The organism is Vibrio sp. Vb1337, assembly GCF_033338715.1.
GTDB lineage: Bacteria > Pseudomonadota > Gammaproteobacteria > Enterobacterales > Vibrionaceae > Vibrio > Vibrio alginolyticus.
The window spans coordinates 16,952-38,326 of sequence record NZ_JAWOTD010000033.1 but is presented as its reverse complement, the minus strand read 5'-3'; the positions used below and the strand labels follow the sequence as shown (position 1 = coordinate 38,326).

Sequence of the window (21,375 nt, the reverse complement as noted above, 5' to 3'; positions counted from 1 at the left end):
TGGTAGTTCAGTTGGTTAGAATACCGGCCTGTCACGCCGGGGGTCGCGGGTTCGAGTCCCGTCCACTCCGCCACTTAATATCGACAACCTCGCTTATGCGAGGTTTTGTCAAATCTAGAATATGAAAATTCTATAGGGGTGTAGCTCCAATTGGCAGAGCAGCGGATTCCAAATCCGCGTGTTGGGAGTTCGAATCTCTCCACCCCTGCCACATATCAGGCTCTGACTTAGGTCAGAGCCTTTTTTGTATCTGGTTTCTTCTCATTATTACAGCTTATTTCTACTCTTATCCCGTAAGTATGGCTTTCTGCTGTACTTTGGCAGCATTTAATCTACTGAACGAACAAAACTACAGTTAGCTGTAATGATCAGTGGCCCGAAATTTTAATAATAAAGGGGAATCACTATTTATATTTAGTTACACTCAACCGATCTGGATTAATGAGTAACTATGTATGGATATATCTCGTCGACGCTTTCTTCAATCATCCTTAGCAATCTCCGCGCTTGCCGTTCTACCTGCATGTTCTCTATCTAGGAGCACTAATAAGCAGGGGCAATATATATACGATATCACTGCAGAGCCTTCTACTGCAGAATTGGTCCCTGGGTTTAACACAGACGTACTCGCATTTAATGGTTCGATTCCAGCGCCTGTGATTCGTTGTCGCCAAGGCGAGAAAGTTATAATTCGGTTTACTAACAAGCTTTCAGAGCCGACTACAATCCACTGGCATGGCTTGCGAATCCCTATTGAAATGGATGGTGTCCCTTTCTTGAGCCAGCAGCCTATCATGCCAGGTGAAACATTCGTTTATGAATTTACACCACCAGATGCGGGCACATTTTGGTATCACCCACATATGAATAGTGTGAAGCAGCTTGGTATGGGCTTAGTCGGGCTAATTGTCGTTGAAGAGGCAGAGCCGGTTCAGTTTGATGAAGAGCATGAAGTCGTCCTCAAGCATTGGCATTTAGACAAACTAGGTCAGTGGAAGAACCTTATGGTGCCGCGCTTGAGCGCTCGTATGGGGACTCCCGGAGAGTGGAGTAGCGTCAATGGTGTGCATGAACCTGTTTATACGCTGAAGCAGAATGCCACTACGCGATTAAGAATTGCTAATGTCGATAATACCATTACTTACCCGATCGCTATTGAAGGTGCAGAGGCTTGGGTTATTGCTATTGATGGTAATCCTGTTAAAGCGCCTTATAAGCTCACTCAGCACAAAATTGGTCCGGGAATGAGGTTAGATATCGGATTGATTGCTCCGAAGGCTGGAACACGTGTTTATGTGCGTCAAATGAAAGGACGCTTCCCATTCCCTTTGTGCGAGTTTGACGTTGTTGAGTCTGACTTGCCGAGCAACCAGAAACTGCCTTTATTACCTCTCAACCCTGTGCCAGCTCTCGATTTGAAAAATGCAGAGCAAATCGATTATGTGTTTGAGTGGGAGGGGGCGATCACTCCTGCTGATAAATCGGGCAAAGCGATACCTAAGTTCTGGCTGATGAACAAACGGGCTTGGGAGGGAATGAGCAAAGATAATATTCCAGCGCCGCTTTCAACATTGGAGATGGGAAAAACCTATATCTTCAACCTAAAGAACGTCACCCAATATCATCATCCTATTCATCTTCATGGACACACATTTACGGTTCTTGAGTTAGATGGCAAAAAACTCGACGAACCGTTTCATACCGATACGGTCTTGCTTGGAAATAACGGCAGTGCGAAAGCGGCATTTGTTGCAGATAACCCAGGACGTTGGATGTACCATTGTCATGTGATCGAACACATGAAGACGGGTTTGATGGGTTACATCGAAGTAAAGTGACTCCTGTAACTTTTAAAATCTTGATAAGTTTTAAGCGCTATACTTTGCTGAATTCTAAGATTGTATAATCACTATTGCCGTAAATTTGATTACAATGTCGCCATTAACTTTTCTGGGGGAATTATGGGACAACTATCCGTTTTGGGTTTTATTGCATTGGGTGGTGCATTTGGTGCATGTTCTCGTTACTTAATTTCTGAACTTTGTGTCATTTTATTGGGGCGTGGTTTTCCATATGGTACGTTAACCGTTAACGTTGTTGGCTCATTTATGATGGGCTTATTGATAGCAGCTTTCGATAATGAACTTTTGGCAACAGAACCTTGGCGACAAGTGATTGGCTTGGGTTTTTTAGGGGCACTAACGACGTTTTCCACCTTCTCGATGGATAATGTGTTGCTTATGCAGCAGGGCGCTTTCTTTAAGATGGGGTTGAACGTATTGTTGAATGTCGTGTTAAGTATTTCAGCTGCGTGGATAGGCTTTCAATTATTGATGCGCAGCTAGCAAAGTAGTTAAAAGTTGAACAGGTCGGCTTGGTTTCACCAAGCCGTTTTTATATACTGACATCACTTGTCGGAGTGCCATAAGGCTGAGACCGTTAATTCGGGATCCGTTGAACCTGATCAGATTAGAATCTGCGAAGGGAACAAGAGAAGATATTCACACCGGAGTTCTTTCTGGTTGATCTATCAAAAGTCGAATGTTGTTACAGGCAAATATCGTAAGCTTTAACTAGCCTTAATTTGACTCCTCTTGTCGCATCTATCCGCCAAGCATTTTTATCCAATTACTTTTTATCTAGTATAACAAAGCAAGGAAAAATGCTATGTCGAGTCGCAAACAAGCGAGACTGGAAGCAAAACAGTTCATTGATACACTCTCGGTACAACCGTACCCCAATTCAAGCAAAGTCTACGTAGAAGGCTCACGTCCAGATATTCGTGTGCCAATGCGTGAAATATCACTCGCTGATAGCCTTATTGGAGGCACAAAAGAAGCGCCTATTTTCGAGCCTAATGAGCCAGTACGCGTTTACGATACCTCGGGTGTATACACAGATCCAGAGCACACCATAGACCTCTATAGCGGCTTACCTAAGCTGAGAGAAGGGTGGATTGAAGAGCGTGCCGATACTGAGCTACTTGATGAAGTAAGCTCGGTGTACACCAAAGAACGCTTAGAAGACGAAACACTAGACGATCTTCGTTACGGTAATCTACCACGTATTCGACGTGCCAAAGATGGCCATTGTGTGACCCAATTGCACTATGCTCGCAAAGGTATTATTACCCCAGAAATGGAATATATCGCGCTGCGTGAAAACATGGGGCGTGCCAAGTATCGCGATGAAGTGCTGAATCAACAGCATCCGGGTCAAAGCTTTGGTGCGAACCTACCAAAGGACATTACTGCAGAGTTTGTGCGTAAAGAAGTCGCCGAAGGTCGCGCTATTATCCCTTCTAATATCAACCACCCAGAATCCGAACCAATGATCATTGGGCGTAACTTTTTGGTCAAAGTGAACGCCAACATCGGTAACTCATCGGTCACTTCTTCGATTGAAGAAGAAGTAGAGAAACTAGTGTGGGCGACGCGCTGGGGTGGCGATACCGTTATGGATCTCTCTACTGGACGCAATATTCACGAAACTCGCGAGTGGATTCTACGTAACAGTCCGGTTCCGATCGGTACCGTGCCAATGTACCAAGCGCTTGAGAAAGTGAACGGTGTTGCGGAAAACCTTAACTGGGAAGTGATGCGCGATACCCTGATTGAGCAAGCAGAGCAGGGCGTTGACTACTTTACTATCCATGCCGGTTTACTACTTCGTTATGTGCCAATGACTGCAAAACGCGTTACTGGCATCGTCTCTCGTGGTGGTTCTATCATCGCGAAATGGTGTTTAGCGCATCACCAAGAAAGCTTCTTATATACCCACTTCCGAGAGATCTGTGAAATCTGTGCTAAGTACGATGTCGCACTATCTCTTGGTGATGGTCTGCGCCCTGGCTCGGTAGCCGATGCTAACGACGAAGCGCAATTTGCAGAGCTTCGCACTCTTGGTGAGTTGACCAAGATAGCGTGGGAATACGACGTACAGGTGATAATCGAAGGTCCTGGTCATGTTCCAATGCACATGATCAAAGAGAACATGGAAGAGCAGCTAGAGCATTGTCATGAAGCTCCTTTCTACACGCTTGGTCCGCTGACGACAGATGTCGCTCCTGGTTACGACCATATTACTTCAGGTATTGGCGCAGCCATGATTGGTTGGTATGGCTGTGCGATGCTTTGCTACGTCACTCCTAAAGAGCATCTTGGTTTACCAAACAAAGAAGACGTGAAAGTAGGCATGATAACTTACAAGCTTGCTGCGCACGCCGCGGATTTGGCGAAGGGACATCCTGGTGCACAAGTTCGTGATAACGCGCTTTCTAAAGCTCGCTTCGAGTTCCGCTGGGAAGACCAATTCAACTTGTCACTCGATCCAGATACCGCGCGCGCTTTCCATGACGAAACCTTGCCTCAAGAGTCTGGAAAAGTTGCTCACTTCTGTTCGATGTGCGGGCCAAAGTTCTGCTCGATGAAGATCTCGCAAGAGGTTCGAGAATATGCGAAAGACACAGAGCAAGTTGCTGCGGACCAAGCTATCTCAATCAAAATGCTGGATGACCCTCTTGAGGGGATGCGTCAGAAATCGCAAGAATTTAGAGAGTCAGGTTCTGAGCTATACCACCCAGCAGCACATGCCGAGGTGAGTGACTAATGAGCAAAATCCTTATTCCGTCATCGTTGATTGAACTGACAGGTTTAGTTCAGCAATGTTTGTTGTTGGCGAAAGAACAGGGTTTTAGCATTGAAGACATTGAGTTGGGTGTGAGCCCAACTCAATCTATTCAGCTTGTTCGCGACCAACAGACCACACACATAACGACAGATCTTATTGATGGTTATGACTCTGAGCATGAGAGTTCATTTGTGCTCTATTACCGCTCTTCTTTATCGGTAGAAGCGTGTGCTAAGCAACCGTCGAAAGCGATTTATATTGGCATTGCTGATACGCAGGTTTCCGATGAAAAGGAGAAAGTGCTTCAGCTTGATATCTGGCGTCACCCAATTAACAACGAAGTGAGAGCGCTTTCCGTTAAGTCCAAATTCAACGCAATGTTCGATCCTGAACATCACCTTGCTTGGATAGTAACGCTGACAGTACTCGATTTTCCTATCGAAGATGCGTTAACACTTGCTCGAGGAATGCTAACTCAACAAGCGAATGTTTCACGTGAAACACTGTTGAGTGACAACCTTGATGAGGGACGACCTACTCAGTGGGCTGACCAATTTGATGATTTCCCCACACCTGTACTGGAGGATAACCGACTAGGTATTCAAGTTGGTTGGTCTGCACAAGGTGAGAGCGTTAGCTTTCCAACTCTAACTAAGCAAAGTCTAGGGCTCTATCCAGTCGTTGATGATGTTGCTTGGATTGAGCGTCTACTGCCACTAGGCATCAACACTATTCAACTGCGAATAAAGAACCCACAACAAGCCGATTTAGAACAACAGATCATTCGAGCAATTGAGCTAGGTCGTCAGTATCAAGTACAAGTGTTCATCAATGACTATTGGCAGTTGGCAATCAAGCATGGCGCTTATGGTGTTCACCTAGGACAAGAAGACATAGAAGAATCGAATTTGGCTCAGCTAACTAAAGCCGGCATTTGTCTTGGTCTTTCTACTCATGGTTATTATGAGCTACTGCGCATCGTACAAATTCATCCTAGTTACATCGCGCTAGGGCATATTTTCACAACCACCACAAAACAGATGCCATCGAAACCACAAGGTTTGGTGCGCTTGTCTCTTTATCAAAAGCTGATTGATAGCATTCCTTACGGAAACACAGAGTTGGTTTTCCGTCCCGCAAAAGACAAAGCAGGTAGTGACTATGTGCTTGGCTTTCCGACGGTCGCGATTGGTGGCATTGACCAATCTAATGCTGACCAAGTTTGGCAAACAGGTGTTTCTAGCTTAGCAGTAGTGCGTGCTATTACGTTGGCAGAATCACCTCAATCGGTCATCGAGTTCTTCGCACAACTGATGAAGGAAAGACAGCTAACGTTCACTGATCAGAATAGTGAGTTGGCGGATACCAAGAGAGGCGAGCATGCTCACGGATAGGCAGTTCCTTCGCTATCAACGCCAAGTTGCTCTGCCTGAAATTGCTGAAAGTGGGCAAGAGCGTTTGAGCAAATCGCATGTGCTGGTCATCGGTTGTGGTGGGTTAGGAAGTGCTGCGAGTTTGTACTTGGCATCAGCGGGCGTGGGTAAATTGGTTGTGGTCGATGACGATGAAGTTGATAGCAGTAACCTACAACGTCAGATCATTTATCGTGAACAAGACCTCCAAGTTGCGAAAACAGAAGCAACTGTAAAACAACTCAATGAACTTAATTCTATGGTTCAAGTTCGTGCTATCAATAAGCGATTAAACAAAGCACAGCTGCAGCTTGAGGTGATGCTAGCGGATGTGGTGCTCGACTGCACCGATAACATGCCAACGCGCCAGCTAATTAACCGAGTTTGTTTCGAGCAAAATACGCCGCTCATCTCGGCGGCAGCAATTGGTTGGCAAGGGCAATTCGCAGTCTTTGATTACCAAACACCAAGTGAACAAGAAGCGCAGAGTAAAGCCTGTTACCGCTGTTTGTATCCGTTCGACGAATTACCGCAAACGCAAAAGTGCAGTGAGAGCGGTGTCGTCGGTCCGGTGGTGGGGACACTTGGTAACTACCAAGCGATAGCGGCAATTCAAAAACTGGCGACGGGAAAGTTTCATTTCGAGACTGCCAAGTTGCATCTGTTTGATGGGTTGAAATTGCAATGGCAAACCATGGCGATAAGTAAAGACAAACAGTGCCAAGTGTGTGCTCAGATTTAGTTTACGAGTAATGGGCAGAATTAAGAGAGTTGGAAGCAATGACGTTATCAGAACAACAAACAACACAAATGACCGCTGCTGACCTAGATATGATCACTATTGTCATCAATGACCAGTCACATCAAGTTGCCAGTGAGTCGAATCTACAGCAAATCATTAGTCAATTTGCGCTGCCTGAAATGGGCTGTGTTTTTGCAATTAATAACAATGTTGTGCCGCGCAGTGAGTGGGCTAGCACAGTTCTTTCACAGGGAGATAGCATCTCTTTGTTTCAAGCGATCGCAGGGGGTTAAAGTCGATGCTTAAAATTGGTGATAAACAATTCGAATCAAGACTGTTTACGGGAACGGGGAAGTTTGCCAACAGCCGATTAATGACAGAAGCGATTCAGGTGTCGGGTTCTCAACTTGCGACTATGGCGTTGAAGCGTGTGGATGTGAATGACCAACAAGACGATATTTTGTTGCCGTTAGTACAAGCGGGTGTGAACTTATTGCCGAACACCTCAGGTGCAAAGAATGCTAAAGATGCTGTGTTTGCAGCACAATTGGCGAGAGAAGCGTTAGGTACAAACTGGCTAAAACTGGAAATTCACCCAGACCCGAAGTACTTGATGCCCGATCCAATTGAGACGCTTGCGGCCGCTGAACAACTGGTTCGTGAAGGCTTCATTGTCCTTCCTTACTGTCATGCTGATCCGGTTCTGTGTAAACGATTGGAAGAAGTGGGTTGTGCAGCGGTCATGCCATTAGGTGCGCCGATCGGTTCCAACAAAGGGATAGTTTCTCACGATTTCCTAGAGATCATTATCGACCAAGCTAATGTTCCTGTCGTTGTCGATGCGGGTATTGGCGCACCTTCACATGCCGCGCGTGCGATGGAAATGGGCGCGGATGCCGTGCTCGTCAATACTGCGATTGCAGCTTCGAGCGATCCCGTTGCGATGGCGAAAGCATTTAAGTTGGCGGTAGAGTCGGGGCGTATGGCTTATGAAGCCGGACTTGCAGGTAAGGTTTCTCATGCGGTTGCGTCGAGTCCACTGACGTCATTCCTAGATGAGCTTTAGTCCTAGATTGGTTTAGCTATTAAGCGAGGAAAACATGAGCTTCGTTGAACAATTTAAGCAGCTGAATTGGGATGACATTTCAATGTCGATCTACGCGAAAACGGCACAAGATGTCGAGCGAGCATTGAATAAACCCAAGCGTGATTTGGAAGACTTTAAAGCGCTAATTTCACCTGCGGCTGAAGCGTACTTAGAGCAAATGGCGCAGCTGTCATACTCGGCAACTCGCAAGCGTTTTGGTAATACCATGTCGCTTTATATTCCATTGTACCTTTCTAACTTGTGCGCCAATGCTTGTACTTATTGTGGCTTCTCAATGGAGAATAGAATCAAGCGTCGCACTTTGAATAGGGACGAAGTGGCTGCAGAAGTTGAAGCCATTAAACGCATGAAGTTTGATAGCGTATTGCTGGTGACTGGCGAACACGAAACCAAAGTGGGGATGAAATACTTTCGCGAAATGGTGCCGATGATTAAGAAGCGCTTTAACTATTTGGCGATGGAAGTGCAGCCACTTGATCAAGACGAATACGCTGAGCTCAAGACATTGGGTTTGGATGCGGTGATGGTCTATCAAGAAACGTATCATCCTTCGACGTATGCCGAGCACCATTTGCGTGGCAATAAGATGGATTTTGAATACCGATTGGATACACCCGATCGTCTTGCAAAAGCGGGCATCGATAAGATCGGTATTGGCGCATTGATTGGGTTGGAAGAGTGGCGTACTGACTGTTTTTATGTGGCAGCGCACTTGGACTATCTTGAGCGCACGTATTGGCAGACTCGTTACTCGATTTCTTTCCCACGTTTGCGTCCTTGTGAGGGCGCGCTCCAACCAAAATCAGTCATGACGGATAAGCAGCTTGTGCAGTTGATTTGCGCTTATCGCTTGTTGAATCCAGAAGTGGAGTTGTCATTATCGACTCGTGAATCACCAAAGTTCAGAGACAATGCATTACCGTTAGGTATCACCAGTATGTCTGCTGCATCTAAAACTCAGCCGGGTGGATATGCGATGGATGATGTTGAACTCGAGCAGTTTGAGATCAGTGATGAGCGAAGTGCGGGTTCTGTGGAAGATATGATTCGAGCCAAAGGCTTTGACCCTGTATGGCGAGATTGGCACTCAGCGTATTCTGGTTAATCAACAAATAAAGCTACTGGTCATCGTTATGTTTCACGTGAAACATAAGTAAAGAAAAGAGGGTTGATGCAAAACATCAACCCTCTACTTTTTTCTAGCTTCTAGCTTCTAGCTTCTAGCTGTGTGCTACTGGTAGCGTTGCTTGACGAAGCCACTCTTTCACATCACCCTCAACAAGTGGGCTGATCTCATCCCATACCTTCTGATGGTAATCATTCAACCATGCAAGCTCTGGACGAGTTAGCATATCAACATTGATGTTGCGCTTGTCGATTGGACAGCGTGTTAGCGACTCAAATGACAGAACAGGGAAGTCACCGTTTGTTGGGGTTTCAACAACAAGCTCTAGGTTCTCAATACGGATACCAAACGCATCTGCACGGTAGTAACCTGGCTCGTTGGATAGCACCATGCCTTCTGTTAGAGGCACGTCGACTTGCTTCTTCGAAATGCTCGCTGGACCTTCATGAACACTTAGGAAGTGACCAACACCGTGACCAGTACCGTGATCGTAATCGTAGCCTTCCGCCCACAGGTGCTGACGAGCTAGCGTATCGATTTGGTAACCACGTGTGCCTTTCGGGAAACGTGCACGTGCAACACCGATGTGACCTTTTAGCGCAAGAGTGAATTGTTTAATCATCTCTTGTGAAGGCTGACCGATCGCAATTGTACGCGTGATGTCTGTAGTGCCATCTAGGTACTGACCGCCTGAATCCACTAGGTAAAGTGTGTTCAGTTCTAGCTTGCCAGGTTCAGGTTGGTTTTCGTGGTTGTAGTGACACATTGCCGCGTTGCCGCCCGCAGCTGAAATGGTATCGAAGCTAAGATCCATAAGTGTCGGGTCTTCGCTACGGAACGCTTCCAGTTTGTCTGCCAGCGTCGCTTCATCATGCAGGTTACCAGCAACGACTTCAGCATCTAACCAAGATAGAAACTTGCTCATCGCCACGCCATCACGGATATGACATGCTTTCATACCTGCGATTTCAACGGCGTTCTTCGCCGCTTTTGGCATTAGGCATGGATCAGCTTTACTCACCACAGATGCGCCAGCATTTTGTAGAACCAATTTAAACCATGCGTTACTTGTTGCAGGGTCAACCAGTACATTCTTGCCAGTTAGGTTTTCTAGTCGTGCTTGCAATGCTTCTGGGTGATGAACCGTCACGCCGGCACCAACATGAGCGTCAAACTCAGCAGGTAGGCGAGCAGGATCTAGGAAGTATTCCACGCTTGAGTCTGAGTGCAGAATCGCGTGAGAAAGCAGAACTGGTAGACGTGAGACATCTAGACCACGAACGTTGAGCAACCAACAGATAGAATCAAGTGCTGTGATCACTGCGCTGTCTGCACCGGCTTTTTTCACGAGCTCTGCGATTTCTTGGCGTTTGCTTTCACTTGATTGTCCAACTGTTTCTGTTGCCATTAGGCGAACATCAGAAACCACAGGAGCAGGGCGGTCGTGCCACAGTTCATCAATTGGGTTGCTATCGAGAATCTTAAGCTCAAGGGTACCTGCAAGTTTTGCTTGTGCCATGTCTAGCCAAGCAGAGTTGTGCATGCGAGGGTCGATTGCCACAGACGCGCCATTTGCAAGATGGTCTTTAATCCAATCTAGTGCAGGCTCTTCAATCAAGTGACGGTATTCGAATAGATCAGCAGGAACCTGCTTTGTTACTTGTACTGTGTAGCGACCATCAACAAAGATAGCGGCTTTGTCTTTGGTGATTACCGCAGCACCAGCAGAACCAGTAAAGCCAGTTAGCCAATGTAAACGCTCGTTGTGCGCTGGTACGTATTCGCCCAAGTACTCGTCTTCATGTGGGACAAGTAGGGCATCAATATTATGTTGTGCTAGCCATTCGCGAATTGCATTCACGCGGCTTTGGGTATCGTTGTGCATCTGTGTTATTCCTTCAAATTACCGCTCCTTCATGCTCAGGTGTGGGAGCTGTTTCCATCTGCTTCATGCAGTTTACGATTCCATTGAGGTTCGCAATCACTTCAATAGAGTCGGAGTACAACTAGGCCATAGATGAGCCAAAAAGGACTACGACAGTTAAGCTACTCATTTTAGCCGCTAAGCGCAAATTGAGCGCGGTGTTTTTATCTAAGGTGATCGGTTTTTTGTGTGATCATCGTACGTAGCCAGCCTAATGCAGGGTCGTTTTCTCTATCTCGGTGCCAGAATAAAGTGTAAGCCATAGGTGGGAATTCTAACGGTAGTGGCAGCACGACCAAATCAAGCTGTTTGGCCGCAAGTTGCACAAAATGACTTGGCGCAGTAAAGATAAAGTCGGTGTATGAACATAAACTTGCGGCACTGTTAAAGTCGGGCACGGTGACGGCAATATCGCGGTCGGCGCCAATATCTGCAAGGCGATAATCTAGCAACCAACGGTCGTTGCCATCACAACGTACTTGTACATGGCGTAGGGCGAGATAGGCTTCCAGATTCCAAGGTTGTTTTAGCGCAGGGTGGTTTTTGCGAATGATGCACATTTGGTAATCACGATAAATTTCCAACTCGCAAATGTCATCGGGTGGTTGAAGAGTCAGCTTGGCATCGTTTATATCGATATCTTTTCCAGTTAAGCCTAAATCCAGTTCGCCGCGTTGAAGCATTTTAAATGTATTATCCGACCACGGGTGTGTGCTAATTGTCACGCCAGGTGCTTGTTGAAAAATCGCCGGTAAGAAATGGGGTAGAATGAGAGGATAGACACTCTCTACCGCTGCTATTTGAAAACGGTATTCACTGCTTTGCGGAGAAAACTCTTCGGGTTGAGTCAGCACTTCTAACTGATTTATCAACAGATCCAGTTTCGGTTTAAGAAACAATGCGCGCGGCGTAGGTGTTAATCCATGTGAGTTTCGAGTGAAAAGCGGGTCATCAAATTGAATGCGCAGTTTAGCCAGTGATTTACTTACGGCGGATTGGCTTAAGCACAATCGGTGGGCCGCACGAGTAACGTTTAACTCTTCAATCAGCACTTTAAAGCAGACCAATAGATTTAAATCGATACGAGCCAGTTTTTCGACGTTCACAGTGAATTTCCTCTGAGGAATAATGCTCATGATTATACATCATTTCCATTCATATCATCAGATGATTAAGCTTTACCCAAAGTTCTTTATCCAATTCGGAGTGTTGTGTGTCTAGCCAGTTTTCTAATAGTAAAAAACAGATGGCGTTATTGACCCTTTTGGTTCTTTTCAGTCCTTTAGCGATTGATATTTATCTACCTGCTTTACCTCTTATTGCTTCCACTTTTCAGGTCGATAATGCGCTAGCACAAGACACGATCACTTGGTTCTTATTTGCTATGGGTGTTGGTCAGCTATTCGCAGGTCCCCTAGCAGATAAACTCGGACGTCGAACTGTTGCATTGGGCGGTATCACCATTTACGCGATGAGCGCTTTATTGGCGTGGAGTGCTCAAAATATTGAGTGGATGTTGGTTTCCCGACTGCTACAAGGCTTAGGTGCGTGTGCGACATCGGTAGCAGCCTTTGCAACAGTTCGCGATATCTTTGGCCCGGAAAAAAGCGGCAAAATGATCAGCTACCTTAACGGTGCGATTTGTTTCATTCCGGCTTTAGCTCCAATTCTAGGTAGCTGGTTAACTCAGCAATTTGACTGGCGTGCTAACTTTAGCTTTATGGCTGGTTTTGCTGTGGTGTCTGGATCATTGATGTTTTTCATGATGAAAGAGACTAACCCGTCAACAGAAAAGCAAGCCGTGTTTAAGCTTAGTCGGTATTGGGCAGTGCTTAGCACACCATCTTTTGTTTTCCATGCGTCATTATGCTTGATGGCGATGGCGGTTATTCTTGCTTACGTTACCTCAGCACCGTCGGTATTGATGACGGGGATGGGGCTGTCGATGAATGAATTCACTTTCTGGTTTGGTGTAAATGCGGTGATAAACATTGCGGCATGTATGCTGGCGCCTAAGTTTATGGAGCGCGTTGGAACTCACAACACCTTGGTCACCGGGATCTCAACTCTGGGTCTCGCAGGTGTGATCATGCTAGTGATGAATGGTCAGAATACCGCGCTTTCTTTCATGCTACCTATCTTCATGTCTTCTGTAGGTTTTGCATTCATTCTGGGTGCAGCGGCAGGGAAAGCGTTAGAACCGTTTGGTGATAAGGCGGGCACGGCAGCTGCACTGCTTGGATTGTTCCAAATGAGTGGCTCTGGTTTGTTGGTGGGTACACTGCAACGCTTATCTCTGGATCCACAAACCTTGATCGCAATTCATATGTGGGTCCTATTACCTGCGTTGGTCGTTCTGTTTACAAAAGCAGGGAAGAACTGGCACTCGAGCTTTGCGAAAGCGTAAATCAGTGTAATTTAGTATTTTCCAATGTAAGTAAGGCGTGTATATTTGTCACTCAGACTTTTCCTGACACCATAACGGAACTCAAAAAGTAATGTCGTTAACCACGTATGAAATGGCTCGTATTCTAGAGCAAATGGAAGATTCACCAGAAAAGGTGATGTTTGGCAAGTTGCTTAATGAGCTGGGTAATCAAAGCTCCGAGCGTATTCGTAGTGCGGCTAAACAAGTACCTCTGCCAATTTTGCGTGATATCGTGTACCAATTTCAGCAAGTGATTGAGTCACGCAAAGATGAACAAGTCGAGCAGATGGCAAAAGACCTCGCTCAGCAAGGTATCTCAGCAGAAGAGCTACTGGCTTACTTGAATAAATAATAAAAAATCCCCGCATGATGCGGGGATTTTTTTAGCTCGTCATTTTCTTTTTCAGGATGTGGTCCAAAGACAGCGGTCCTGGCCCCCATACGATTACGATAAGAATCATCAATCCCCAAAGTTGGTGGTCATAAAAACCTTTCTCCCACAACAGTGGGTAAGAGATCACTGCGATGATGTTGAACACAAACAGCATTGCTGCCATCGGGCGGGTAATCAGTCCTAGTGCCAAGAACACCGGTAGAACCAACTCCGCAGCCGTACCTAAATAAGCCGCCAATTCCCATGGCAGTATTGGCACTTGGTATTCCAGCTCAAATAAGTACAACGTGCTATCCCAAGACGAGATTTTGATTAGTCCTGAATTGAAGAACACCCAAGCAACCCAAAAGCGACAAAAGAGAAGTAGTAAAGGGACAAAGCCTGCTTGTAAGGTACTGATTAAATCATCGTACCGATTCACTAAGTTTTTAACCGTATCCGTCATAGAGTGCTCCTTAGATTGATTGCAATGTAAAGCCGTCAACAATATCGAGTGCCATGATGCGATTGAGATGAGCGAGTAAAACTTCAGGTATTTCGCTCAAACTCTGCTTCTGCTCTAAACATTGCAGCAGTTGGAACACATCGGCATCGAGTGCGTGACACAAGGCTTCTCCATTGGCTTGAATCGAGATGACACCTTGCTGTAATTGGTTGATATTAAGTTGTTCGAATTGCCCAGTTTGAATCGCGCTAAATAGATCGATTACTGCGTAGTTGGAGTCAAAGCTGCGGCAGCCCTTTTTAAGGTGTAAGACTAAAGCGGGTTGTTGCTCTTCACTCACTTCGCCAAGTAACGCAAGCGGTTTTAATTCCGCTGCATTGGATTGTTCATACTGTACTTGACGAGCTAGGTCGATATGCCACTCGAAGCGTGCGACTTCAGGGCTGTAAGGTGCTTGTGCGATCACCTGACTAAACTGCATGATGGTGTCTTGAAAGCCTTCGCCATAATGCACCACATTTCCTTCTTTTAATGGGTAAGAAAGAACATGCTGGCGAGCTATCTGTTCAAAGCATTCTTCACCAAGCAGCGCTTCAACCATCGGGTAGGTCGCGGATAACACCTCGCTTAAGCTGACGATAAAGTTATTGCGGTAAATCTGCATGCGTTCATCAGCGGTAAACGTATCACTGGCAATATCGCAATCTTCGCCGAGTGCTTGATAGTGTAGGGCTTTAGCAAACTGGCTTTGTAAGGTGGCTAGATTCATGATGCCTTCCTTGGTTCGCTTTGTTCACTTGGAAGTGTGCCTTGCAACAGTAGTTGCGATGCTTTCTGTGCTTCTCCTAATAAGACTTCTGGCGCGGGGATATCCAAATCCCATTCAATCAACGTATGACGTGGACCGTGTTTTTTTGTCCACTGTGAAAACAACTGCCAAACTTCATCGCTAACTGGGCGGCTATGGGTATCAATCCATATCTCACCTTTGTCGAGTTGTTTAATGGTAAAACCTGCCAAGTGAATCTCATCCACTTTGTCGGCTGGAATCGCATCTAGGTATGTGTCGCAATCAAAACCGTGGTTGAACGCCGAAACATAAACATTGTTTAAATCGAGCAATAAACGACAGTCAGTGCGCTTTTGCACTTCGGTAAGAAACTCCCATTCGCTGATGGTCGAATGTTGAAACTTCACATAACTAGATGGGTTCTCTATCAAGATCTCGCGTTGCAAATATTCCTGCACTTCATTCACGTTACGAGTGAACACGTTGAGCGCTTCTTCCGTATACGGAAGTGGAAGCAGGTCATTAAAGTAGTGACCGCCGTTTTCACTCCAACTTAAATGGTCAGAAACAAGTATTGGGTCGATTGAGTCAATCAGTGATTTAAGTTGCGCAAGATGCTTTTGACTAACACGTTCCACCGAACCTAGCGACAAACCAATACCGTGGCAGCTAATTTGATATTGCTCGCGAAGCGTTTGTAGCTGATGGCGCTCTGTTGCATTGGGTTGGAAATAGTTTTCACTGTGGATTTCTAACCAAGACAACTCAGGCTGGGATTGGCTAAAGTAATCGAGGTGAGGGGTTCTTAATCCAACTCCAACAAGGTCGTGGAAGGTGTGGTGTTTCACGTGAAACTCCTTTTCAAATCGTGCGGGAAGAGAAGGATGCGTCTTGGCTTTGCGTTGGTTGAGCGTCAACGCATCCTCACAATAGCTACTAGCGATAAAAGATTATGAAGAAGAAGTGCTACCGCCAGCGAGTTTGTCACAAAGACCTTTTGGTACGACTACGAATGCGTCTTTTTGGTTATCTTCTTTAGAAGTACCAGCGCATGAGCTGCTTTTTGTTGCACAGTCGTTTTTACCTGCTTTAGAAACGCCATAGCACTTTTCTTTTTCAGCAGCGACAGCTGGAGCTGCAGTTAGCATTGTGCCACCAAGAGCTAGAAGACCAGTAACAGCAGCAGTAACAGCTAGATTCGACTTTTTCATAATAAATTCCTCTGAATGATTTCCTTTACTTTAAGTTGGCAAGATGAATCGCCTGTTTTGGCGTTTTTGTTATCAACTTGCTTAACTTAAAAGATAGGAAACTGGCTAAAAAACTTTCAGAAAAATTTCTGAAGTAAATGGGTTTGCAGGGTCAAATAGGTATAACTAATTGATGTGTTGGGCAAAAAAACATCAATTTTTTTATCAAGTTTTGTCTAAACAGCACCCGGTTGTTTAGGTTATAATCGGTTTTTATGTATAAATAACCAGTAGCTCTCATCATGATGGATCCATCTCTATTACTCGACGGTTTGAACGATAAACAACGTGAAGCCGTTGCAGCACCTCTAGAAAACTTGCTCGTTCTTGCTGGCGCAGGAAGTGGTAAGACACGCGTTCTTGTTCACCGTATCGCTTGGCTGATGTCGGTTGAGCAAGCTTCTCCGTTCTCAATTATGTCGGTAACCTTTACCAATAAGGCAGCGGCAGAGATGCGTGGACGTATCGAAGAGCTAATGATGGGCAGTGCAGGCGGTATGTGGAATGGTACTTTCCACGGCATTTGTCACCGTATTCTGCGTGCACACTATCTTGATGCGAAGCTACCGGAAGATTTCCAAATCATTGACAGTGACGACCAGCAGCGTCTGCTAAAGCGTTTGATCAAAGCGCAAAACCTCGATGAGAAGCAATGGCCTGCACGCCAAGTGGCATGGTGGATTAACGGTAAGAAAGACGAAGGTCTGCGTCCGTCGCACATTGATGCGTACCATGATCCAGTGACCAAGACATATCTACAGTTGTACACCGCTTACCAAGAGGCGTGTGACCGTGCTGGTTTAGTCGATTTTGCGGAGATCTTGCTGCGCGCACATGAGCTACTGCGTGATAACAAGTTCGTTCGTGAACACTACCAAGCACGCTTTAAGCACATCTTGGTGGATGAGTTCCAAGATACCAACAACATTCAATATGCTTGGCTACGTATGATGGCGGGTCCTGAGTGTCACGTGATGATCGTAGGTGATGACGACCAGTCGATTTATGGTTGGCGTGGTGCAAAAGTCGAGAACATTGAGAAGTTTACGCTCGAATTCCCAAGCGTGAATACCATTCGTCTTGAGCAAAACTACCGTTCCACTAAGACCATTCTGGAAGCATCTAACACCCTGATTGCGAATAACACCGAGCGTATGGGTAAAGAGTTGTGGACGGATGGCGTGGTCGGTGAGCCTATCTCGGTTTACAGCGCTTACAACGAATTAGATGAAGCCCGTTTTGCGGTGAACAAAATCAAAGAGTGGCAAGACAAGGGCGGTGCTCTGAATGACGCTGCGATGCTTTACCGTAACAACGCCCAGTCGCGTGTTCTGGAAGAAGCGTTAATTCAAGCCGGTCTGCCTTATCGTATCTATGGCGGCATGCGATTCTTCGAACGTCAGGAAATCAAAGATGCCTTGAGCTACATGCGTCTGATTGCCAACCGTAACGATGATGCAGCGTTTGAACGTGTGGTGAATACGCCAACGCGTGGTTTGGGCGATAAGACGCTTGAAACCATCCGTTTTGCGGCTCGTGACCGTGGTTGCACCATGTGGGAAGCGAGTGTAGCTATGTTGGACGAGAAGGTGCTTGCTGGTCGCGCTGCTGGTGCTCTGAGCCGTTTTATCGAGCTTGTCACCGCGCTAGAAGACGACACCTTAGAGATGCCGCTGCATCACCAAACTGACCATGTAATTAAATACTCGGGCTTGTTCGCGATGTACGAGCAAGAGAAGGGCGAAAAGTCTAAGGCACGTATTGAGAACTTGGAGGAATTGGTGACCGCAACTCGCCAATTCGAGAAACCAGAAGAAGCCGAAGACATGTCACTGCTGACGGCATTCCTAACCCACGCAGCACTAGAAGCGGGCGAAGGACAAGCGGACGAATTTGAAGATGCGGTTCAGCTCATGACATTACACAGTGCGAAAGGTCTAGAGTTCCCATTGGTGTTTATGGTCGGTGTGGAAGAAGGCATGTTCCCAAGCCAAATGTCGGCAGAAGAAGCAGGGCGCTTAGAAGAAGAACGCCGTCTGTGTTACGTAGGCATGACCCGTGCAATGCAGAAACTGTACATCACTTATGCTGAAATGCGTCGTTTGTACGGTCAGGATAAATACCATAAACCGTCTCGCTTTATCCGTGAACTGCCAGAAACTTGTTTAGATGAAGTACGAATGAAGGCGCAAGTTAGCCGTCCTTCAAGCAGTGGTCGATTTAGCCAAACTGTTGTGAAAGAGAGCTTTAATGAAACCGGCTTTACGCTAGGTTCTCGTGTGATGCATCCAAAGTTTGGTGAAGGCACCATCATCAACTTCGAAGGCAGTGGTCCACAAAGCCGTGTACAGATTGCCTTTAACGGTGAAGGCATCAAATGGTTGGTAACTGCTTACGCACGACTAGAGAAACTGTAAGGCTTTATGAAAACTCATACCAATCGTAGTAAATAACTGGTCATTCTAGCTTGTTAAAATACTCGATAACTGCGTTTTCCCTACGCTACTTCTGATCACTTATTTACTGTGATTGGTATCATCAACTTAAGAGCTGCTTCGGCGGCTCTTTTTGTTTGTGCGGTTTTGGCGTCGATAAAGCAGTAAAAAAATGGAATTCGAAAGCGCGATTTAACGGTGCAGATGAGAAAAACTTTAGGCAAAGAAAAACCCCGAGGGCTTGCGCCCATCGGGGTTATAGTCTTACTCGCAGCAATCCAGCTACTAAGAGTGCTCCATGCATCTAATCCATGATAGTGTGCTGAATCCGTCAGCTTAATCCTTACGTCGCCTTCCTAGCGGTGTCCTTAGTGACCTTATCCTGGTCTGCTAACTATCCTCGTTAGCTCTCATCACTTGTTCCCTGAGCGGTGTCCCTGACATCATCCTGATGTTCAAATCCTTGCCTCGTCCAGAGGTGTCCATTTCCCGTCCTTAGTAGCAACCATCCTAGTCACTATTGATTCCGTTCAATGTCCAATTTTGCAATCCATGCCCGACTATTCATCCTGAATAACCGTTTCTTCTTCCTGAAGTTCACCAAGTCCGTGGTGTTTCCTGTTCCGTGTCAGCATCCTTCCGACAGGTTTAATATTACGTGTTTAACGATTTCCAACAACGGGCTAATCTCACATTTTTTAACTCTCTTAGCGTTCAAAAAAGATACATGAGTATTAAATTCAATGGCTTATGATCTTTGCTGTACGGTTTTACCATTAAAAAAGAGAGGTTTGCTCAACCCTTTGTGAGAGATCTCGCACAAGGGGTCGAGCGAAAGACTCTTACTGCCCGATAGCGGCACCTTCACGTCTTGGATCCGCAGCGCCTTCAAGACCGTCTTTTGTTATGCGTATCGCATGCAGACCAGAGTTCAAATCCCGAACATCGGTTTTAAAACCCATCTTCTCCAGAGCAGGCTGTAAGCCCTCTGCGGCGGTACCTTGCTCAATATCTAAGGTGCCAAAACGGTTCAGCAATCGTGGCTGATTAATCGCGCTCTGGATGTCCATATCCCATTGCGTGTGGGCGATAATGGCTTGTGCGACGTAACCAATAATGCGGCTGCCACCCGGTGAGCCAATTGCCATGTAAGGTTTGTCATCCTTCATCATAATGGTCGGTGCCATGGAGGAGCGTGGGCGTTTGCCCGGTTCTAAGCGGTTCGCGATTGGCACACCATCTTGATGCGTGCGGAAAGAGAAATCGGTCAGTTCGTTATTGAGCAAGAAGCCACGCACCATCAAGCGTGAGCCAAAGGCGTTCTCGATGGTTGTTGTCATTGAAACCACATTGCCTTGCTTATCGACGATATTGAAATGGCTGGTGGAAGGCAGCTCGATCGATTGGTCCATGCTTAAGTTCATGGCGTGCGACCAAGGAGGATTACCGGCTTCAGCCTTACTCAAGGCTTTACCGACTTGAATGAGCTCAGCACGTTGTTTGAGGTAATCTTTATCAAGCAAGCCTTCGGTTGGCATTGGCACATAATCTTGGTCAGCCATGTATTTACCACGATCCGCGAACGCAAGGCGCGATGCATCGGCGATCACTTGCCATGATTTTGCGCTTTCGGCTCCCCAACCTTTAAGATCGTATTGCTCGGTGATCGCGAGAATCTGTCCAACCGTCAATGCGCCAGAGCTAGGTGGTCCCATGCCGCAGATGTCATAGCTTTGGTAAGCCGCACAAACCGGTTCACGTTGCTTGATTTGGAACGCATCAAAGTCAGGTTGTGCCAATACGCCAGGATTGCCCGGTGCATTCTGTACGGTCTTGATGATGTCTGTAGCGATATCGCCTTGATAGAAAGCTTTTGCCCCTTGCTCTGCAATTGCCGTCAGAGTTTGCGCGTATTCAGGGTTCTTCAACAACGTGCCTTCGGTTTTTGGTGAGCCGTCTGGATTGAAGAAGTAAGCCTTAGTTGCAGGGAAGCGTGATAGGCGCTTAGCATCTTTCTCAATCAGACTCGCGAGGCGAGGACTGACTTCGAAACCTTGCTCAGCCAAGGTAATCACGGGTTGGATGATCTTCTTCCATTCCAACTTGCCGTATTTCTGGTGCGTGTCCCACAGCAGTTTCACTGTACCAGGAGTGGCAACGGAGCGCCCGCCGACAACCGCATCGTAAAATTGTAGGGGTTGTCCTTTTTCGTCTAAAAAGAGTTTCGGCGTCGCGGCGAGCGGTGCGGTTTCGCGTCCATCATACGTAGTTAGTTTTTGTTTCTCACTGTCCCAATACACTAAGAAGGCGCCACCACCAATACCTGATGATTGCGGTTCTACCAAGCCCAGCATCAGCTGCACGGCAACCATAGCATCAATAGCATTACCACCTTGGGCAATAACATCCGCACCAGTTTGGGTTGCAATTGGGTTAGCAGCGGTAACCATATAATCTTTCGCTTTGATCAATTGTTTTTGCTCGAAGCCAGTGCTGTGCTCCGGCGCAACCGCATCTGCTGCTTGGTTAGCAAAGACTGAGGTAGATAAGATTAGTGGGGAAGTAAGAAAAAGACCCGTGGTCACGAGTCGGTTGAACGTCCAATGCATGATGACTCTCCATGTTGCCAGTTTTGTGCTTTGAGCTTGGCAGTTATGGAGAGTCACGTCGAGTCAGCAATCTTAGAAATGTC

Annotated in this window: 18 protein-coding genes, 1 tRNA gene and 1 riboswitch; of the genes, 12 read left to right on the top strand and 7 right to left on the bottom strand. The window is 46.4% G+C overall.

Features of this window, described 5'->3' with window-relative positions:
• Nucleotides 1-134: 134 nt before the first annotated feature.
• From R7E42_RS22770 to thiH, 9 genes are all read left to right on the top strand, one after another.
• Nucleotides 135-211: transfer RNA gene (locus tag R7E42_RS22770), tRNA-Trp, on the top strand.
• Nucleotides 212-455: 244 nt separating this feature from the next.
• Nucleotides 456-1,838 carry a multicopper oxidase family protein gene (locus R7E42_RS22765; protein WP_213886957.1) on the top strand — a complete coding sequence of 461 codons (1,383 nt, stop codon included), beginning with the start codon at nt 456-458 and terminating at the stop codon, nt 1,836-1,838.
• A gap of 123 nt (nt 1,839-1,961) precedes the next feature.
• Nucleotides 1,962-2,345, top strand: a complete 384-nt coding sequence (crcB, locus tag R7E42_RS22760) for a fluoride efflux transporter CrcB (protein ID WP_005378811.1) — start codon at nt 1,962-1,964, stop codon at nt 2,343-2,345.
• A 60-nt stretch (nt 2,346-2,405) separates the two neighbouring features.
• Nucleotides 2,406-2,504: riboswitch (TPP riboswitch) on the top strand.
• A gap of 163 nt (nt 2,505-2,667) precedes the next feature.
• The gene (gene thiC, locus R7E42_RS22755) at nt 2,668-4,608 is read left to right on the top strand and encodes a phosphomethylpyrimidine synthase ThiC (RefSeq protein ID WP_005378810.1); all 1,941 of its coding nucleotides are present in this window, start codon (nt 2,668-2,670) and stop codon (nt 4,606-4,608) included.
• Nucleotides 4,608-6,023 (top strand): thiamine phosphate synthase, encoded by a 1,416-nt coding sequence (locus R7E42_RS22750; protein WP_318073018.1) that lies wholly within the window; start codon nt 4,608-4,610, stop codon nt 6,021-6,023. The genes thiC and R7E42_RS22750 overlap by 1 nt, the downstream gene beginning before the upstream one ends.
• The gene (gene thiF, locus R7E42_RS22745; protein ID WP_318073017.1) at nt 6,010-6,783 is read left to right on the top strand and encodes a thiazole biosynthesis adenylyltransferase ThiF; all 774 of its coding nucleotides are present in this window, start codon (nt 6,010-6,012) and stop codon (nt 6,781-6,783) included. Before R7E42_RS22750 ends, thiF begins: the two co-directional genes overlap by 14 nt.
• Nucleotides 6,784-6,821: 38 nt before the next feature.
• Nucleotides 6,822-7,076, top strand: a complete 255-nt coding sequence (gene thiS / locus R7E42_RS22740; protein WP_225474231.1) for a sulfur carrier protein ThiS — start codon at nt 6,822-6,824, stop codon at nt 7,074-7,076.
• A gap of 5 nt (nt 7,077-7,081) precedes the next feature.
• Complete coding sequence (locus R7E42_RS22735; RefSeq protein WP_071236517.1) at nt 7,082-7,849, top strand: thiazole synthase; 768 nt, start codon at nt 7,082-7,084, stop codon at nt 7,847-7,849.
• Between the two features lie 34 nt (nt 7,850-7,883).
• A complete protein-coding gene (gene thiH, locus R7E42_RS22730; protein WP_039988745.1) occupies nt 7,884-8,996 on the top strand; it encodes a 2-iminoacetate synthase ThiH in 1,113 nt (370 codons plus the stop codon).
• Nucleotides 8,997-9,111: 115 nt separating this feature from the next.
• Here thiH and R7E42_RS22725 read toward each other — a convergent pair whose 3' ends face one another.
• Complete coding sequence (locus R7E42_RS22725; protein ID WP_017633513.1) at nt 9,112-10,902, bottom strand: aminopeptidase P family protein; 1,791 nt, start codon at nt 10,900-10,902, stop codon at nt 9,112-9,114.
• A gap of 203 nt (nt 10,903-11,105) precedes the next feature.
• Nucleotides 11,106-12,047, bottom strand: coding sequence for a LysR family transcriptional regulator (locus R7E42_RS22720; RefSeq protein WP_005378791.1), 942 nt, complete (start codon nt 12,045-12,047; stop codon nt 11,106-11,108).
• 107 nt (nt 12,048-12,154) lie between these two features.
• Between R7E42_RS22720 and R7E42_RS22715 the strand changes: the two genes are divergently transcribed.
• Together R7E42_RS22715 and R7E42_RS22710 are read left to right on the top strand one after the other, a co-directional pair.
• Entirely contained in the window at nt 12,155-13,348 is a 1,194-nt protein-coding gene (locus tag R7E42_RS22715) for a multidrug effflux MFS transporter (RefSeq protein WP_005382927.1), read from the top strand.
• A gap of 91 nt (nt 13,349-13,439) precedes the next feature.
• Entirely contained in the window at nt 13,440-13,721 is a 282-nt protein-coding gene (locus R7E42_RS22710; RefSeq protein WP_005378786.1) for a hypothetical protein, read from the top strand.
• Nucleotides 13,722-13,752: 31 nt separating this feature from the next.
• Here R7E42_RS22710 and R7E42_RS22705 read toward each other — a convergent pair whose 3' ends face one another.
• From R7E42_RS22705 to R7E42_RS22690, 4 genes are all read right to left on the bottom strand, one after another.
• On the bottom strand, nt 13,753-14,208 hold the full coding sequence (locus R7E42_RS22705) for a DoxX family protein (RefSeq protein WP_054702525.1): 456 nt from the start codon (nt 14,206-14,208) through the stop codon (nt 13,753-13,755).
• Between the two features lie 10 nt (nt 14,209-14,218).
• Nucleotides 14,219-14,977, bottom strand: a complete 759-nt coding sequence (locus tag R7E42_RS22700; RefSeq protein ID WP_318073016.1) for a DNA-binding domain-containing protein — start codon at nt 14,975-14,977, stop codon at nt 14,219-14,221.
• A complete protein-coding gene (locus R7E42_RS22695; protein WP_033907320.1) occupies nt 14,974-15,846 on the bottom strand; it encodes a DUF692 domain-containing protein in 873 nt (290 codons plus the stop codon). The genes R7E42_RS22700 and R7E42_RS22695 overlap by 4 nt, the downstream gene beginning before the upstream one ends.
• 102 nt (nt 15,847-15,948) lie before the next feature.
• The gene (locus R7E42_RS22690) at nt 15,949-16,209 is read right to left on the bottom strand and encodes a DUF2282 domain-containing protein (RefSeq protein WP_005378779.1); all 261 of its coding nucleotides are present in this window, start codon (nt 16,207-16,209) and stop codon (nt 15,949-15,951) included.
• A 281-nt stretch (nt 16,210-16,490) separates the two neighbouring features.
• On the opposite strand from R7E42_RS22690, the gene uvrD reads away from it, so the two are divergent.
• Complete coding sequence (gene uvrD, locus R7E42_RS22685) at nt 16,491-18,665, top strand: DNA helicase II (protein ID WP_005378778.1); 2,175 nt, start codon at nt 16,491-16,493, stop codon at nt 18,663-18,665.
• A gap of 860 nt (nt 18,666-19,525) precedes the next feature.
• On the opposite strand, the gene ggt is transcribed toward uvrD, so the two are convergent.
• Complete coding sequence (ggt, locus tag R7E42_RS22680; protein WP_318073015.1) at nt 19,526-21,292, bottom strand: gamma-glutamyltransferase; 1,767 nt, start codon at nt 21,290-21,292, stop codon at nt 19,526-19,528.
• Nucleotides 21,293-21,375 lie beyond the last annotated feature (83 nt).

Coding starts and splice junctions, on each gene's coding strand:
- R7E42_RS22765 (WP_213886957.1), top strand. CDS start 456: ATGGATATATCTCGTCGACGCTTTCTTCAATCATCCTTAGCAATCTCC.
- crcB (WP_005378811.1), top strand. CDS start 1,962: ATGGGACAACTATCCGTTTTGGGTTTTATTGCATTGGGTGGTGCATTT.
- thiC (WP_005378810.1), top strand. CDS start 2,668: ATGTCGAGTCGCAAACAAGCGAGACTGGAAGCAAAACAGTTCATTGAT.
- R7E42_RS22750 (WP_318073018.1), top strand. CDS start 4,608: ATGAGCAAAATCCTTATTCCGTCATCGTTGATTGAACTGACAGGTTTA.
- thiF (WP_318073017.1), top strand. CDS start 6,010: ATGCTCACGGATAGGCAGTTCCTTCGCTATCAACGCCAAGTTGCTCTG.
- thiS (WP_225474231.1), top strand. CDS start 6,822: ATGACGTTATCAGAACAACAAACAACACAAATGACCGCTGCTGACCTA.
- R7E42_RS22735 (WP_071236517.1), top strand. CDS start 7,082: ATGCTTAAAATTGGTGATAAACAATTCGAATCAAGACTGTTTACGGGA.
- thiH (WP_039988745.1), top strand. CDS start 7,884: ATGAGCTTCGTTGAACAATTTAAGCAGCTGAATTGGGATGACATTTCA.
- R7E42_RS22725 (WP_017633513.1), bottom strand. CDS start 10,902: ATGCACAACGATACCCAAAGCCGCGTGAATGCAATTCGCGAATGGCTA.
- R7E42_RS22710 (WP_005378786.1), top strand. CDS start 13,440: ATGTCGTTAACCACGTATGAAATGGCTCGTATTCTAGAGCAAATGGAA.
- R7E42_RS22705 (WP_054702525.1), bottom strand. CDS start 14,208: ATGACGGATACGGTTAAAAACTTAGTGAATCGGTACGATGATTTAATC.
- R7E42_RS22700 (WP_318073016.1), bottom strand. CDS start 14,977: ATGAATCTAGCCACCTTACAAAGCCAGTTTGCTAAAGCCCTACACTAT.
- R7E42_RS22690 (WP_005378779.1), bottom strand. CDS start 16,209: ATGAAAAAGTCGAATCTAGCTGTTACTGCTGCTGTTACTGGTCTTCTA.
- uvrD (WP_005378778.1), top strand. CDS start 16,491: ATGATGGATCCATCTCTATTACTCGACGGTTTGAACGATAAACAACGT.
- ggt (WP_318073015.1), bottom strand. CDS start 21,292: ATGCATTGGACGTTCAACCGACTCGTGACCACGGGTCTTTTTCTTACT.